Origin of the sequence: Mucilaginibacter gossypiicola, assembly GCF_900110105.1 — a bacterium.
Lineage (GTDB): Bacteria > Bacteroidota > Bacteroidia > Sphingobacteriales > Sphingobacteriaceae > Mucilaginibacter > Mucilaginibacter gossypiicola.
Window position 1 is genome coordinate 100,350 of the sequence record NZ_FOCL01000015.1, and the last position, 16,810, is coordinate 117,159.

Consider the following 16,810-nt stretch of genomic DNA (forward strand, 5'->3'; position numbering starts at 1 on the left):
TATACTTTGCAGCTATAAATTCGTTATTAAGTATTCAAGGTTTATTTTTGCAGCATGGTTTTAACCGACACGCACACCCATCTATATTACGAAGCCATTCCTGAAAAGCGCGCAGCTTTAATGCAGCGTTGTATCGATAATAACATCACCCGTTTATTTTTGCCCAATGTTGATGCTGCTTCTGTGCCATTAGTATATGGCCTGGTAAACGATTATCCTCAATATTGCTACCCCATGCTTGGTTTACACCCCTGCGATGTAAAGGAGAATTGGGAGGCCGAGCTTGCTGTGATTATGGATGCCCATCAGCAAAATAAAATTTATGCCATAGGCGAGATCGGTATCGACCTTTATTGGGATAAAACACATTTAAAGGAACAGGTAGATGCCTTTGTAAAGCAGATCAATTGGGCTAAAAGTCTTGACCTGTCAATAGTGATCCACTGCCGTGATGCTTTTGACGAGGTATACGAAGTGCTGAAACAGGAGGCTGATGAAAAACTGCGCGGTATTTTTCATTGCTTTGGCGGTACGGTTGAGCAGGCGCAACAGGTGATCGACCTTAACTTTTATCTTGGGATAGGTGGAGTTGTGACTTATAAGAACTCGGGACTTGATAAAGTAATACCGGAAATTGACTTAAAGCATATAGTTTTAGAAACAGATTCTCCGTACCTTACGCCCGTTCCGTTCAGGGGTAAACCTAATGAAAGCTCGTACCTGGTGTATATTGCCGAAAAAGTAGCCGAGCTTCACCACACAAGCATTGAAAAAGTGGCCGAGGTCACTACTGAAAATTCCAGGCTTGTGTTCGGAATTTAAATTGTTTAATATTTTACCACAGCATAAACTTAATTAATGAGCCAAATTTTAATCATCTATACCGGAGGGACAATAGGTATGATGAGTGATCCGGTTACAAAGGTGCTCAAGCCTATCAACTTTGAGCAAATAATGGATAATGTGCCCGAGCTTGAAAAGCTTAACTGCCGTATCAAAGTGCATTCATTTGATGAGATCATCGATTCATCAAACATGAACCCTGAGATATGGAGCGAACTGGCAGGACTTATCCAGTCCAACTACCATGATAACGATGGCTTTGTAATTTTGCATGGATCAGATACCATGGCTTATACTGCATCGGCATTAAGTTTTATGTTAGAGAACTTAGGCAAGCCAATCATTTTCACAGGCTCACAATTGCCTATCAGCGCTATCCGTACGGATGCGAAGGAGAACCTGATGACGGCTATTGAGATAGCCAAAGCAAAAAAGAACGACCGTGCCCGTGTGCCTGAAGTTTGTATCTATTTTGATTATAAACTTTTCCGCGGTAACAGGGCTTTTAAATATAATTCATCAAAATTCGAGGCTTTCCGTTCCCCAAACTATCCAATATTGGCGGAATCGGGTGTGCATTTACGTTTTAGTGTAAACGACATCAGGCACCCTGAAGATGAAAGCGCTCTTATTATCCACAATAACCTGGTTAGCGATGTTGGCGTGTTGAAACTGTACCCGGGCATAAGCCCTAAAGTGGTTGAAAATATATTAAGCGCCGATGTGCGTGGTATAGTAATGGAAACCTTTGGTGCGGGTAATACCACTACCGATGCCTGGTTTATTGATTTGTTGAAAAACGCCATCGATAGCGGCAAGGTGATCCTTGATATTTCGCAATGTAAGGTGGGCACAGTAGAACTTGGCCGTTACGAGACCAGTAAGCATCTGAAAGATATTGGTGTAGCCAACGGTTACGACATGACCTTTGAAGCCGCAGTTACTAAAATGATGTACCTGCTTGGTCAGAGTGATAACCCTGCCCAGGTTAGGGAGTGGCTGGAGACCGATTTGCGCGGCGAGTTGACAGTATCGTAAATTTTTTCGATATCACTACAGAAAGATAATATATTAAGAAACGTCATTGCGAGGTACGAAGCAATCCCCTATAAGCAGGTCCGCCCTGTATAGTTTGGGATTGCTTCGTACCTCGCAATGACGTTTTTGGCGGTCTCTCGGTAAACTCTGCTAATTGTCTTCCGGATTAAACATCGCCACCAAATTCTTTAGCCCATCAGCCGAATGCAGTGAATCTGTTTGTTCTAATGTCATAGCGGCGGTTTCGGATGCTCTTGCGCGCATTTCTTTTTCGTAGTCGGCTATAGCATCCCGGGTATTTTCAAACTTGTCACTTAATAAGTGTTGGGCCAGTTCCAATGCATCAAGCATGGCCATGTTAACGCCTTCACCTGCGTAAGGTGGCATCAGGTGAGCAGCATCGCCAAGCATAGTCAGGTTGGGGAAGGCTTCCCAGGTTTGGTCTAAAGGCATGCAATATTGCGGGCGGGGAATAAATACGGGTTCGGCGTTTTCAAACAATTCATCCCAGATATTGTCCCAGCCGGCAAACTCCTGCTTAAACCAGGTAAATACCGACGCCCTATCTTTAAAATCAATTCCGCTATCCTGCAGCCATGTTTCCGCTGATTTAATACCCGCATAAAATACCAGGCTGCCATCTCCTTTAGAGCTTACTATCAGTGTTTTCTCATCGCCCATCGCAAATATTTTACCACCATTCAGTAGCTCGTGAATCCGGGAACTTGCTTTTTCTGAGTTATAAACAGCACCTTCAATTACACTTACTCCGGCATAAAATGGTTTGATAGGTGTAATGTATGGTCGGATCTTTGAATTGGCACCATCGGCGGCTATCACCAGATCAGCCCAGGCCGTTGAGCCGTTTTTAAACTCCAAGTTAATTCTGCCTTCCTGTTCATGAAGTGTGGCAAACTGGCTATCCCAAACAACAGTATCCGGTTGCAGGGAGTCAAGCAGGATTTTCCTTAATGGTCCGCGGTCAATTTCGGGGCGATTATAGGAACCTCCGTCGGCTCCATGCTCATCAAGCACAATGTTACCGTGTTTATCCACAACCCTTAGTTTGTCGGCACCGGGACGATAGTTGGCGTTAAAGGAGTCCATCAGCCCGGCCACTTCCAAAGCTTTTAGGCCCGATTCTTCATGCAAGTCAAGCGTAGCGCCCTGAACCCGCACTTCACGGTTTAAGTCGCGCTCGTAAACTTTTACGTTGGCGCCGTTCATTTGTAAAATGCGTGCGAGTGTAAGTCCACCCGGGCCGCCGCCCATTATAGCTATATTTTTGTTTTTAATTGCTTTCATGTTGTTTAATTATTTCATCATACCTTTTATTACCGCATCACAGCAGTTCGCTATCACTTCGTCTGTGATGATTTGTACAGGTCTGTTGAGATGGTCAAAATACTCGTTCACCAGGTCAAGCAGCGGCGAAAACATCAGCGCCCGTTGTGCATCGAACGGAAGATCTTGGATTATGCCTGCCTCAACATTTACCTGAATGAAACGATGAATAGGGGCAAAGAACTGTCCCTGCTGAATATTTTCCCGTTGATAGGCTTTATTAAGCATCGGAGATGATTTGCCATACAAGATTAAGGCGAAGTGTGTACGGTTGTTTTTTAGGTACTGAAAACCGTTATCCCAGAGTTTCTTAATGCCGGTCTTAAAATCCATTCTTTCATCAAACCCCTTCAGAGTTGCTGCTTCATAAGCTCCTAAAACTTCGGTAATGAAAAGCTTGATCAGCAGGTCATCCTTATCCTCGTATTTGATGTAGATGGTACGGGGCGATACATTGGCCGCCTTAGCCAGCTTTTGCATACTCAGGTTTTCCAGTCCTTCTTTGGCAATAATATCAAGGGCAATGGTGCGAATGGCTTGCTCTTTCTCTAAATTCTTTGGCCTCATAACACAAGTAAGTTGAATTATGATACAATAATAAGTAAATGTTTATTTACTTATTATATTTTTATTTCAAATGACTTTGAGATGATGGGAAGAAAGTAGAGTGCTGACGGATTTAAAATATCCTTTTATTAATTATCGCCATAAAACCTTCTTTAAATTTTTCGCTTACAGGGATATGTTTATCGGCGATATAAATATGATTGTCCTGGATTTTTGCCAGCTGTTTAGTATTTACAATATAGGAGTTATGTACCCGGACAAATGGAGCGGATAATTGTTCTTCAATATCTTTAAGCCGACGGTAAATAAGTAACTGCTCCTGCCCTGTAACAAGACGCACGTATTCTTTTTCGCCTTCAAAATACAGGATCTCATCCAATAAGATTCGGCGTAATACCTTGCCCGATTTTACGAAGAAATAACCCTCATCTGCGGTTTGGCTTTTAGGCATCACTTGGTCGGTCTTACCAAAATAGGCTTCAATTTTTTGCATGGCTGCCAGGAAGCGCTTCAGCGTGATGGGTTTAAGCAGGTAATCAATAGTTTGATAGGTATAGCTTTCGGCGGCATATTCCGAATAGGCAGTTGTGAACACGATTTTGGTTTGGGGCGGCAGCAGACCGGCCAATTCCATACCGGTTAGCTGTGGCATGTTGATATCCAGGAAAATGAAATCGACCTTCTGGTTTTTCAGGAAAGCCAATGCCTCAAGCGCGTTGTAGCATTTGGCTTTCAGCTGCCACTGGGTACTTTGCTGCACCAGGATTTCGAGCAGGTTTACCGCGTTGGGTTCGTCGTCAATTATGATACAACTTAAGTTCATGCTACCGGGATCTTTAAAAATGCAGAAAAGGTGTTATTGCTGTTGTCAATTTTCAGGTCGAAGTCCGCGCCATATAACATGGTTAGCCTTTTGGTTAAATTGGCAATACCAAAGCCTGTTACACGTTTGCTTGTTGTCTGAACATGGATGGTGTTATTGGTTTTAAAAAACAGGTAACCATCCTGCTGAATCAAAGATATGCCAATAAGGTTTTGTTCGCTCGATTTATCGATGCCATGTTTAAAAATATTCTCTACAAAGGTCATCAGCAACATAGGCGGAATGCGGAGATCTGAATTGAAATTTTTTTCAAAAAACACTACCACCTCGTGCCTTATCCTGATTTTTTCTAACGCTATATAATTTTCAATGAATTGTACCTCGGTACCGATGGTTACATCATCCTTCGGACTTTCATCAACAAAATAGCGCATGATATCCGAAAGTCTTTCGATCAATGCCGCCGTCCGGGGTGCTTCGCGATAGGCTTCATAATAAATATTGTTGAGGGTATTGAACAAAAAATGCGGCTGAACCTGAGATTTTAAGAGGTTCAGTTCGGCCTGGCTTTTTTGTATGATAATCTCTTCGGTTTGTTGTTTCAGCTTAAAATATTCCAGCGCTATCCGGAATATCAGGCTCAGCATATAAATAAGTACGCCGCCCGAAATATAGTTGGTAATAGCTTTTAAGTTGACCGGTTCCGGCGTTTTTGCAAAGTAGCTATTGTAGAGTAATAAAGTAATATATCCGCGCAGCGCACCGGTTGCCACTATGAATATGATCACCAGGAGTACGTACCAAACATATTTGCCTGTTTGATAAAAAAGGGGATATAAAACCAATATGTTGCCATATATAATGATGGCGTAAAAAGCGGTAGTTACACTGGCGTACATAGCCGACTGGGCTACGCCATCCATGGGCAAATAAGAAAAAAACAGGAGCAGACATACTGATATCCATACCAAAAGCTGGAGTTTTTTAATGGATGGTCTGGCTTTAAATAGTTGCATTTTTAAAATTACTAAGCTTTTTGTTTGCTGGTGCCGGCTTTAAACCATTGCCTGCATTTATTCAATAAATGGCGTTATTGGTTCAATAAACATTGCTACAGGCACATTGTTGAATAAATACCGTATCGGGTTAAAAAGAAAGCGGCAGTGGTTTAACTGATTTTATCTGCCGGTTGATAAAGGACAGTTTTGAACTATTAACAGAAAATTATCCTTATCAAACAATCAGTTATCATGAAACCCGAACACTTAGCCGAAAAGATCATAGCTGTCAGTCTCAGCCTTTTGCTATTGCTTTCGCACACGCCTAAAGTACTGGCCCAAACCGATACCATCCGCGTAAAAGATAAGCGTTTGCTTACCTCAACGCTTAAACCGGGCTTAAGACAATACCTTGTATATTTTCAAAATACCAAAGATAGTCATAGCCTAAAATTCTGGCTTTGGCTGCGTGATATAAACCTCGAAACCCGTAACGGCGAAAAAGTATTTACTGTAACCCAGCATTGGTATGGTAACGATAGTTCATCGTACCGCTCTGTTTACTCTATTAACAGGGCCGCCGATTTTGCACCTCTTTATCATTCAGAAACTATCGGCAAAAAAACAAAAGCATTTAACTGGGCTTCTGACAAAATTACAAGTGCCGATACCGTTGCCAACAACGAGGCGAAGAGTTTTGAGCTTGATTTTACTTTCCCTAACCTTAACTGGAATTTAGACATTGAAACCTTTGAGATGTTACCGCTGGCCGAAGGCAAAAGTTTCGCCATCCCTTTTTACGAGGCTGGAATCCCTGCACCGCTTTATGTGCTTTATAAAGTAACCGGCAGCGAAGTAATATCAACTTTAAATGGTAGCAAAGTTGATTGCTGGAAGCTGTACAATGAAAGTGATTACAATGGCCGTCACTTTACCGAAACATACTGGATCAGTAAAAAGAACCACGAGTTTTTAAAAGAAGAAGATGCTTTTGGCGGAGGTTATCGATATAAAATAAAAATGATGGGGGCCGCGATTAATCTGCTGCCGAGGTTTGTGAAGTAAGAGCACGTCGTAGAGACGCATAATTGCGTCTCCCGCAGGATAAGAAGGCATCACAAGACCTGCATATTCGGAGACGCAATTATGCGTCTCTACATTAAAGAAAATAAAAGCAGCCGGGGCTATGATTTCAGTATCATAGCCCCGGCATTTTATATAAGCAGTTAGTAGTTTTATTGGTTTAACCCAAAAGCTTCCCAGCCCGATGCTGTCGCCCGGTTACAAGTCATGGCCTGGGTGCCGTTTTCGCTGGAAATGAATTTACCGTTGTTGCCACGGAGGGTAATTTTGCCATCGGTAGTAACTATCCAGTCAAATTTTTCCCAGTCGCTGGGAGTTGTGCGGTTACAGGTGATGGCTTGTGTGCCGTTTTCTGAGGATACGTATTTACCCATGCTGCGCAGATAAATTTTACCGCTGCCTGCATCAAGCACCGTGAAGTGTTCCCAGTCGCCCGCTGTAGTTCGGGTACAGGTCATGGCCTGGGTGCCATTTTCGCCGCTTACATATTTGCCGTTAAAGCCTTTCAGCGAAATTACAGTGCCAATTGGCGGCGTATTGGGAGGGGTAGTAGTACCACCTGTAATAACGGAGTTAATGGCCGAAAGCAATGAATTAGCCCCGGTGGCGTCGCCGCCCAAGTCCCAGATCATCATACCACCGGCCTGGTTAAGCGCCAGTGTGGTTTTGCTTTTAATGGTTGGGATGCCGTTATAGCCAAAAGTTTGGAAGGTATCGGAATTGGGACTGCCTCCCGCAGCCAATACATCAACATAGTTCATGGTCGAATAATCGTACCGGTTATCCCTTGCATAGAATGGAACGCCCAGTATGGTTTTGGCAACAGGTAAACCGCGGCCAGCCCAGTAACTCAAGCAATCAACTGCCGATTGATAGGTAGAGTGCTGAAAGTTGTTATCATCATAATCCATGATGTTGATCCAGTCAAGGATGCTGAACATGTTGTTGGTAACATAGCTTGCGCCAACCGAAATGGAAGCAATAGTACATACCCTGCCGCTGTTGTGCATGGCGGTTGATAATTCCTGTAATAGCAGATAAAAATTATTGGTTTCGGTACCTGCAGACGGAAATTCCCAGTCGATGTCTACACCGTCAACATTATATTGGTTACAAAAATTAACCATGTTATTAACAAATGCGGTACGGTACCCTGCATTAGCTACAATGGGGTGAAAGGCATCACCGCCACCGCCGCCGCCAACAGATATAATTACTTTAACATTGTTATTGTGCGCGTTTGATACCAGGGTAGTAAATTTTGAAAGGTTATCAAGCGGGTTTAGTCCCCCGGTGTTTGTTGGGGTAAGGAAGGCGTAGTTAACATGGGTTAATTTGCTGTACTGTACCGTATTTACATCGCCCTGCCAGCTGGGGAGGTAGCCAACTACTTTAAATGAAGCAATCGGAACCGCGTTGTTAACAGCTACTGTTTTATTGCTGTTATCGGTGTTAGCGTCGCCCCCGGTTTTAAACTGGTTCATGTTATCCTTTTTACAGGATGAGAGTGCCGCCATCGCGACCAGGAATAGCCCAAGGAGGTAAGAGTTAGATTTTGATCTCATAAGTTAAGTTTGTTAAGTGGTTTTTGATGTATTATTTGGTTTATAAATAAGCCGGGCAATAAAACACAAACCTGTTAACCAAATTCATGATACTTATGAATATCATATACTAATATCAGGAAAGGCGCGTTAATAGGTGTAATAGATGTTTTGGTACGAGTAAAATTATATAAACATCTAATTATAAATACCTAATAATAACCTCAATACGATTCAATCACAAGCGTAGTAGTGCTTTTGTAGTGCAACCTTAACAGGGAAAATCCACCTTTTTTGCAAAGAAATATTTTTGTGATACGCTTAACTCACAGTTATATATTATTATAGCTGGAGAAAATGAGCTATTGGGATAAATCGCCTATCTGGTTTAAAACCAGATAAGCGGGTGCCTGATGGGTAAATTGCGGATAACTTCTTCAACCTGAGGGTTGTGATCCAGTTTTCTCCAGGTTGTTAACCATGTGTTTTCACTGTAAGCGTTAGCCCCAAATAGCAGGAAGGGCTGCGCCACCGGCCAGTTATTCCAATACATTACATCTGGTTTTAAAGTCCATTTGGTTTTATCTGCCACAAAAGGGTACAGGTAGTTTATCCCTTTTTTAATGGATTTCCCGTCTGCTGTTTCAAAATCCCATAGATTATCCTGTTGGCTTGAAAGAATCTGGCAAAGCATGGTCATGGCATCAAGGTTAAAAATAGAATAGCCATAGGGCTTGGTTCGTTCCAGTTCTAAAGGGAAGCTGCCGTCAGTACCCATTTGGCGCGGAAGTAATATGGTTTTATAACGTACCCGTATTGAATCAAGCACTGCATTATTTTGGCAAAGTTTGGCAAAAGAGGCTACCTGCATGGCCCAGCAGGTGGCATGATTGTTTTTGACATCTCTTTCCTGGATGCCCGGTTTGCTCGTCATGAGCCATTGGGTATAGTCGGCAAACCATTTTTTAACGCCTGCGGTGGTTTCAGCATCCATGGCCTTTTCCATCACAATGATGCCCTGTGCAACTTCCATCAGGTGAATGGTATCGATAATGCCATAATTGCGACCGGTAAATTGCCCTTTAACTGCCTGTGCAAACCAAAGGCTCGGGTTCATCAAGGTTTCGGGATCAAGAAACCAGGCTTTGAGGTGAATGACGGCCTGGTTAACATATTTTACATCCCCGGTTAGTTTATAAGCCGAAGCCAGTGCGCCAATGATCTTGCTGAATCGGATCATGGCTTTACGGTGTTCAACAAAGTTGTCCGGGTTAGTCATTCCATCGCGGTTAATGTAAGGACCGTCGGGATTTTTAGGATCTGGCCAGAAATAATCAGCCTCCGAAAAAAAATCGTGTTTGCCGCCCGCGCTTCTTGGCGATGATGACGCGGTTACTGTAACCGGCTGCTGTTGCATAGCCCAGGCAGCTTCTGTTATTATTTGTTTTTTGAGGGTTTGTCCGGCTACTTTTTCCGCAGGAGATTTATCTGGCTTGGCTTGGTCAGGCGTAAACGCAAATTGCGTAAGGGTTGTAACTGCAATTAAAATTGCAGCAAATATTTTTTTCATGGCGATGGTTTATAATGGTGTCGGCAAGATAAGAATAGCCAAGGGAATTGGGTTGGTGTTTTTAGTGTGTAGGGGATTTGCAGAGGCTTTTTTTAACGAAAACGTTGAAGTAAGAGGACCCTTAAAGGCGATTCTTCATCAGGATTTGTAAGTCCCCCAAGGCAAATGGCATAACTATTGATTAAATAAACTACATCTGTACGTAAAAAGCATTATTTAACCATAAAATTATGGTTAGGCACTATAAACATTATGCCAACGTTTTTTATGTTTACGCAAATCATTAGATATGAAAACTCTAAAAACACCTTTATTAGCTCTTGCAATAGCTGTTTTAGCTATCACTACCCAAGCCTGCAAAACCAAAAAAGCCGTAGTGCAAACACCGCCTCCGGCTCAGCCTGCACAACCGGCAACACCGCCGCCTGCTCCAAAACCAGCGCCAACTCCGCCACCACCACCAGCTCCGGCTCCTGAAAAACCAGACTATAACTTTACAAATATTCAGTTTGAATTTAACTCGGCAGTGTTAAAAACTGCCTCTTACCAAACGTTAGACCACATTGTTAAAGAACTGAAATTAGATCCATCGGCTAAATTCATTTTGAATGGTAATGCGTCTGCCGAAGGCTCTGCCGAGCACAATCAGTCATTATCTGTTGACAGGGCAAACTCTGTAAAATTGTATTTAGTTAACAGTGGTGTTAATGGCGATAACCTGACTGTAAAAGGTTGGGGCGAAAGCAAACCAATTGCTGATAACTCTACCGAAGAAGGCCGTGTACTTAACCGTCGTGTTGAAGTAAAGTTAGCACAGTAAATAAAAACTTTTAATAAAAGTAAAAGGCAGTCCATCGGGCTGCCTTTTTTGTTGGGTAAAATTATTCGGTACTGTTTACCAGTTGAAAAATGGTGAATAGGTGATGGGCTTCGTGCAGTACAAAAAACTCGGCCCATTTTGAAATGGTAAGCCTGCCGTATTTAGGGTGTACGCCAATGCGCGGTAGCTCCGTATCAGTGAGCCCAGAGACCAGATCGATAATTGTTACTCTGTCTGCCTTTATAATATCCAGCAGGTCAGGTAGCTCCATCGATCTGAAAGGCGTAAATTCAGGATCAAGGTCACCATTATAACGATCAAATACCGGTACATCTTCGTTAAGTATTTGGTGCATCCTGTCTATAAATATTTTTTGGTAACGGGTGAGGTGAGCTACATTATCCAATGCACTCCATTTTCCGGGCATTGAAGGTAAAGTCAGTTTATCGTTGCTTGTACCTGCAACCAATTCTGCTATAGCAAGGTGTTGGTTTCTTAATCTTTCGGTGAGTGAATTATACATTTTCATGTTCGCGATAAAACTGAAAGTTAGTATAAAATGCTGTATTGGTTTTAGTAATGATATTTAATAACTTTATCATTACCCAAAGCCTCCTAAAGGTAACGGCGCCAGCTGTTTACTTTGTTATATACCTAAATCGTTTGCATTATGTTAAAGAAATTGTTTCTGTTTTATTTGCTGGTTACACCTTTTTGGTGCCTGGCTCAAACCAGGATAACAGGCAGGGTTGTCAATGCAACAGATAAAACAGCTATCGCGAATGCAAGTGTATTTTTAAGTAATGCTACTGTAGGGACAAAAACAACACCGGAAGGAACTTTTACCCTCGCTGATGCCAAAAATGGCAAATATGAACTGGTAGTTTCCATTGTTGGGTTTGAAACCTATAAGCAAAACATAACGATAATGGGTAGTGATATGGTTTTACCTGATATTATCGTGTCGCCGAAAACCTATGCTTTAAAGGAGGTAACCATAAAGCAACGCACCGATCCCAATCGGGCACAGTATTTAGCAGCTTTTAAAGAGCAGTTTTTAGGCAAATCTGAACTGGCCGATCAATGTAAACTTCTGAATCCGGAAATGCTTGATTTTGCCTACGATGATGACACGAAAACACTCACCGCATCCTCCATTGATTTTTTGAATGTTGAAAATCGCGGACTTGGTTACCGGGTAAAGTATCTCATTACAAGTTTTACTTATAATGATAAAGACATTTCAAACAGGAAATTGCACTATGAAGGTTTTGTACTGTTTGAAGAGTTAAAAGGCACGCCATCACAACAGAAAGATTGGCAAAGGGCAAGATTGCAGGTTTACAAAGGATCTGCTATGCATTTTTTACGTGCGCTGCAGGCTAAACATTTGGATGAGGAGGGCTTTCGTGTATTGCAGTATGCTAACCCCGAACGAAGGGATGTGCCTGAATCGCAGTTAAGCAAAAAGATGCGCCCAATACTTATGACCTATCCTTTAAATGAGGATGAAATGATGGCTAAAACCGATCTGCCTGGTGTGCATGCCCTCGGTTGCGATTTTGATTCGTTCCATATCACTTATAATGAAGATCATCGTTTTCCGAAACGTGGGCAAATGAATAATATAAATGGCACCGATAACCATGATGTAACGGTTTTGAGTTTTAACGTGCCTTACGCCCTGTTTGATGGTAACGGGACCCTGCTTGATCCTAATAGTGTAACATATAGCGGCGCATGGGGCAATAACCGGGTAGCCGAACTTTTGCCAATTGATTACGAGCCTTTAAACACTCGGGCTGTAAGTGAAAAACCAGGATTGACCGATGTAATAAATAAGCTTAGAAATTACAACTCTTCATATACTGCCGAAAAAGTTTATTTGCATTTTGATAAACCCTACTATGCAGCCGGCGATACTGTTTATTTTAAAGCATACATAACCGCGGGCGATCGTCACGAACTGTCGGATATAAGCAGCGTGTTGCATGCCGAGTTGATCAATACAGCAAACAGCATCGATCAGGCTGTTAAATTACAGATAACTGATGGTGTGGCCTGGGGGGATTTCGCTCTGCCGGATACTTTGCCTAAAGGGAATTACCATATTCGGGCGTATACTAAATGGATGCAAAATCAGGGTAATAACAATTATTTCGACCGGGAAATTAAAATTGGATCAACAAATAATAAAATAGCTGAAAGCGCTGCTAAAGCGCCGCTGCCGGTTGCCACTAATAAAATTGATGTGCAGTTCTTTGCCGAAGGTGGCAATATGATTACCGGCATTCAGTCTAAAATAGCCTTCAAGGCTATTGGTGCCGACGGAGCGGGGGTAAATGTTAGCGGGATTATTACTGATAATGAAAACAATCACGTAGCCACATTTGCTTCATCGCATTTGGGGATGGGATCTTTTTACCTGAAAGCCCAACCGGGTAAAAGCTATAAAGCCGAACTCAATTACGCCGACGGAACAAAAAATACTATCAATCTTCCGATGCCTATAGAGAACGGAATTAGCTTATCTGTTGATAATAGTGAAATTCCCCGTGCCATTGTTAAAATAAATGCTGCTGATGCTTTTTACAAGCAAAACAATGGAAGGGAGTTTACATTACTCATTTATTCCGGCGGCACGGCTTCAACCATTGCCTGCAGGTTAGATAGTCAGACAATAACACGTGATATTTTAAAGCGGCGTTTAAAAACCGGGATAGCTACCATAACATTGTTTTCTGCCGCTAATGAGCCCCTTTGCGAACGCCTGATTTTTGTGCAAAACTACGATCAAATGAGCCTGGCCATTAACAGCCCCAAAGCAGATTACAAAAAAAGGGAACGGGTTGACATCAGCCTGAATGTAAAGAACAGGGCGGGTGATCCGTCAGTTGGCCATTTTTCGGTATCTGTTATAGATGAAAATAAAGTCCCGGTAGTTGAAAATTCAGAACATACTATACTAACTGATCTGTTGTTAACTTCAGATCTGAAGGGAAATGTAGAGCAACCAAACTATTATTTTGCTAATGTGAATGGCGAAACAACGAAAAACCTGGACTTGGTAATGCTTACTAATGGTTATCGTGGTTTTGAATGGAAGCCTTTATTAAGCGGCTCTTATCCGGCCATAGCCTACCAGCCCGAAAAAGGTTTGGAAATAAGTGGTAGTGTAAAGCGTTCGGGAGGGAGCGCCATGCATGAAGGCACTGTTTCTCTAATCTCTTCGCAACCAACAACGGTGTTAAGTCAACCGGTAGACGATAGGGGCGATTTTGCGTTTAGTAACTTGTTTTTTACCGATACCGGCAGGTTCATTTTACAGGCTGTTACAGCTAAAGGCGATAACTCAACAAGATTGACTTATAACAAAAATAATCAAAAACTGCCAGTGTCGTCATTGGGTTTAAATACTGTGCCAAATGATATTAATTTATCAATGACGAACTATCTTGAAAATAACAAGTTACGGCAAGACGATTATTTGAAGTATAGCAAAATAAAAATGCTGAAAGAGGTGAAGATCAAGGCCGTTAAAAAGAATGAATACCGCTCTTCGGTATTAGGAGGGCCGGGTAGTGCCGATCAGGTGATACAACTGGGGCAGCTTCCTGTTTCGGGTTCGTTAACTCAAATGTTAGAAAGCAGAGTACACGGCGGACGAGCGTACGCAATGTTAAAGGGCGATTTTGATGGTTTAGTAATTTTGGATGGGGTGGCAATGGATAGTCATATTACAGCGAGCGGAATACCGGGCGGAGGTTCGCTTGATTTCATAAGCGCCTCGGATGTTGAAACGGTAGAGTTTTTTTACAATGCAAATGCCGCATTGTATGGAGTGCGGGGTGGCCATGGAGTAATTGTGGTAACCACAAAAGCAAAAGGAGGGCTTACCGAAAAAGAAATCACATCAACCGGGATATTGCCAATTTCGGTCCCCGGATTTTATAAGGCGCGTGTATTTTACTCTCCTAAATATGAAAATCTTGAACAAGCCGGTAACCGCCCCGACTTGCGGAGTACTATTTATTGGCAACCGGAGTTGATGACAGATAAAAATGGCCAGGCGCTGTTTAATTATTTCAATGCCGACGGAACGGGCTCATATCGCATAGCTATTGAGGGGATTGATGAAGATGGCAATTTAGGGCGATTGGTGTATCGGTATAATGTTCAATAATAAATTTAACTACGCCATAGCTTAATTAATGATATCGATTATATGGTGGTGCTATAATTACCGTTTTCTTTAGTCTAAGCGCCCTTTTGCCCCAAAAATGATACGATTTTACCAAGTATTGAGCCGTTTTGTTTAAACAGATTGTTTTAATTTGGAACGTGCAAAACTGTTCGTTGTGCTGTATGCTCCGGCATAATAGCACCCGCCATTTTTAACTTTTCTGCTTTTTTGTTGCAAACATAAGTTTAACCAGCTTTTGCGCAGGTAATTTGATCGCCTATGAATAAATATAAACTATATGCCGGTTTGTTTTTTACCGGTACAGTAGCGCTTGTTTCGGCTGCGTGGCAAACGAAGGCTGCAAAACAACCTGAGCCACCAAAGAGACGCCCTAACATTATCGTTATCATGGCCGATGATATGGGTTTTTCTGACCTGGGCTGCTATGGCGGCGAGGTTAATACCCCAAACATCAATTACCTTGCTCAAAACGGTATCAGGTACAGGCAATTCTATAACACATCGCGCTGCTGCCCAACAAGGGCTTCGTTACTTACCGGGTTGTATAATCAACAGGCAGGCATAGGCAAAATGACCGACGCTGAAGACGAGCCCGGCTATCTTGGTCATATCACAGATAACGCTGTAACCCTTGCCGAAGTCTTGAAATCTGCCGGTTATCATACGGCCATGTCGGGCAAATGGCATGTGTCAAATACCAACGGTCAGCCTAATGCGCAGGATCAGTTAGCCTGGTTAAACCATCACAAAGATTATCCCGAGTTTTCGCCGATCAGCCAGTATCCAACCAGCCGTGGGTTCGAGAAATTTTTCGGAACCATTTGGGGTGTGGTTGATTTTTATGATCCCTTTAGTTTGGTTAGCGGCACCACGCCTATTAAAACAGTCCCCAAAAACTACTATCATACAGATGCTATTAACGATACGGCAGTGGCTTACATCAAAGGCTACGCTAAATCGTTAAAGCCATTCTTTTTGTACGTTGCCGAAAACGCACCGCACTGGCCGTTAATGGCAAAGCCCGAGGATATTGCCAAATACAAGAACACATACAAAGGTGGCTGGCAGGCTATCCGCGAAGCGAGATACAAAAAAATGGTGAAGCTTGGCTTGATCGATCCGACCAAAACTAAACTGTCCGAAAGGTGGAAGAGTGACCTGCAATGGAAAAACAATTCCGATAAAGATTGGGACGCCATGGCGATGGCTGTTCATGCCGCCATGATCGATAGGATGGATCAGGGCATTGGCCGCATCATCAAAATACTGAAGGAAACCGGTCAGTTGGATAATACGCTGATTGTTTTCCTGTCGGATAATGGCGCCAGTGCCGAAAACTGCGCTGCGTATGGTCCCGGATTTGACCGCCCAAATGAAACCCGTGATGGCCGTAAAATAGTTTATGCTACAAAAAAAGAAGCATTGCCGGGCCCGGAAACTACTTATTCATCCATAGGGCCCCGCTGGGCAAATGTGGCTAATACCCCGTATGAGTATTGGAAAGCCGAATCATACGAGGGCGGCATCCACACCCCGATGATTGCCTTTTGGCCAAAGGGAATTAATGCCAACAAAGGAGGTTTTGATGACCATGTGGGCCATGTGATGGATTTCATGAGCACTTTTGTTGAGTTGGCCGGGGCTCAATACCCTAAAACTTATAAAGGGCATAACATCCTGCCAACTACAGGGATTAGTCTTGTACCAAGCTTTAAAGGCAAACAAACTCGCGGTCATGAGGATTTGTTTAACGAACATTTCGGCGCGCGGTACGCCCGTTCAGGAAACTGGAAGCTGGTATCGCTAAGTAATGATACAACCTGGCATTTATATGATCTGTCGCAGGATAAAACTGAAACTACCGATCTGAAATCAAAACATCCCGAAAAAGTGCACCAATTGGATAGCCTTTGGCATAACTGGGCAAACACACACCAGGTTTTTCCAAAGCCGGGTAATAAGAGTAAATAGTAAAA

Annotated in this window: 13 protein-coding genes; 6 read left to right on the plus strand and 7 right to left on the minus strand. The window is 42.7% G+C overall.

Annotated elements, in window-relative coordinates:
* Positions 1-54: 54 nt before the first annotated feature.
* Both BMX50_RS30235 and BMX50_RS30240 read left to right on the plus strand, forming a co-directional pair.
* Positions 55-822, plus strand: coding sequence for a TatD family hydrolase (locus BMX50_RS30235; protein ID WP_091220185.1), 768 nt, complete (start codon positions 55-57; stop codon positions 820-822).
* 36 nt (positions 823-858) lie between these two features.
* Complete coding sequence (locus BMX50_RS30240; RefSeq protein WP_091220189.1) at positions 859-1,881, plus strand: asparaginase; 1,023 nt, start codon at positions 859-861, stop codon at positions 1,879-1,881.
* A 150-nt stretch (positions 1,882-2,031) separates the two neighbouring features.
* Here BMX50_RS30240 and BMX50_RS30245 read toward each other — a convergent pair whose 3' ends face one another.
* The 4 genes from BMX50_RS30245 to BMX50_RS30260 all read right to left on the minus strand — a co-directional run bounded on the left by BMX50_RS30245 (position 2,032) and on the right by BMX50_RS30260 (position 5,631).
* Positions 2,032-3,186 carry an FAD-dependent oxidoreductase gene (locus BMX50_RS30245; RefSeq protein WP_091220192.1) on the minus strand — a complete coding sequence of 385 codons (1,155 nt, stop codon included), beginning with the start codon at positions 3,184-3,186 and terminating at the stop codon, positions 2,032-2,034.
* A 9-nt stretch (positions 3,187-3,195) separates the two neighbouring features.
* Entirely contained in the window at positions 3,196-3,792 is a 597-nt protein-coding gene (locus tag BMX50_RS30250; protein ID WP_091220195.1) for a TetR/AcrR family transcriptional regulator, read from the minus strand.
* A 112-nt stretch (positions 3,793-3,904) separates the two neighbouring features.
* The gene (locus BMX50_RS30255) at positions 3,905-4,615 is read right to left on the minus strand and encodes a LytR/AlgR family response regulator transcription factor (RefSeq protein ID WP_091220200.1); all 711 of its coding nucleotides are present in this window, start codon (positions 4,613-4,615) and stop codon (positions 3,905-3,907) included.
* On the minus strand, positions 4,612-5,631 hold the full coding sequence (locus BMX50_RS30260; protein WP_091220203.1) for a sensor histidine kinase: 1,020 nt from the start codon (positions 5,629-5,631) through the stop codon (positions 4,612-4,614). The genes BMX50_RS30255 and BMX50_RS30260 overlap by 4 nt, the downstream gene beginning before the upstream one ends.
* Positions 5,632-5,865: 234 nt before the next feature.
* On the opposite strand from BMX50_RS30260, the gene BMX50_RS30265 reads away from it, so the two are divergent.
* Positions 5,866-6,678 carry a DUF3108 domain-containing protein gene (locus tag BMX50_RS30265; protein WP_091220206.1) on the plus strand — a complete coding sequence of 271 codons (813 nt, stop codon included), beginning with the start codon at positions 5,866-5,868 and terminating at the stop codon, positions 6,676-6,678.
* A gap of 170 nt (positions 6,679-6,848) precedes the next feature.
* On the opposite strand, the gene BMX50_RS30270 is transcribed toward BMX50_RS30265, so the two are convergent.
* Both BMX50_RS30270 and BMX50_RS30275 read right to left on the minus strand, forming a co-directional pair.
* Positions 6,849-8,261, minus strand: a complete 1,413-nt coding sequence (locus BMX50_RS30270; RefSeq protein ID WP_091220210.1) for a glycosyl hydrolase family 18 protein — start codon at positions 8,259-8,261, stop codon at positions 6,849-6,851.
* A 367-nt stretch (positions 8,262-8,628) separates the two neighbouring features.
* A complete protein-coding gene (locus tag BMX50_RS30275; RefSeq protein WP_091220213.1) occupies positions 8,629-9,810 on the minus strand; it encodes an alginate lyase family protein in 1,182 nt (393 codons plus the stop codon).
* A 289-nt stretch (positions 9,811-10,099) separates the two neighbouring features.
* Between BMX50_RS30275 and BMX50_RS35090 the strand changes: the two genes are divergently transcribed.
* Complete coding sequence (locus tag BMX50_RS35090) at positions 10,100-10,630, plus strand: OmpA family protein (protein WP_091220216.1); 531 nt, start codon at positions 10,100-10,102, stop codon at positions 10,628-10,630.
* 61 nt (positions 10,631-10,691) lie between these two features.
* Here BMX50_RS35090 and BMX50_RS30285 read toward each other — a convergent pair whose 3' ends face one another.
* On the minus strand, positions 10,692-11,153 hold the full coding sequence (locus tag BMX50_RS30285; RefSeq protein WP_167668148.1) for a DinB family protein: 462 nt from the start codon (positions 11,151-11,153) through the stop codon (positions 10,692-10,694).
* A 147-nt stretch (positions 11,154-11,300) separates the two neighbouring features.
* On the opposite strand from BMX50_RS30285, the gene BMX50_RS30290 reads away from it, so the two are divergent.
* Together BMX50_RS30290 and BMX50_RS30295 are read left to right on the plus strand one after the other, a co-directional pair.
* Positions 11,301-14,813, plus strand: coding sequence for a carboxypeptidase-like regulatory domain-containing protein (locus tag BMX50_RS30290; protein ID WP_091220224.1), 3,513 nt, complete (start codon positions 11,301-11,303; stop codon positions 14,811-14,813).
* Positions 14,814-15,092: 279 nt separating this feature from the next.
* The gene (locus BMX50_RS30295; RefSeq protein WP_091220227.1) at positions 15,093-16,805 is read left to right on the plus strand and encodes an arylsulfatase; all 1,713 of its coding nucleotides are present in this window, start codon (positions 15,093-15,095) and stop codon (positions 16,803-16,805) included.
* Positions 16,806-16,810 lie beyond the last annotated feature (5 nt).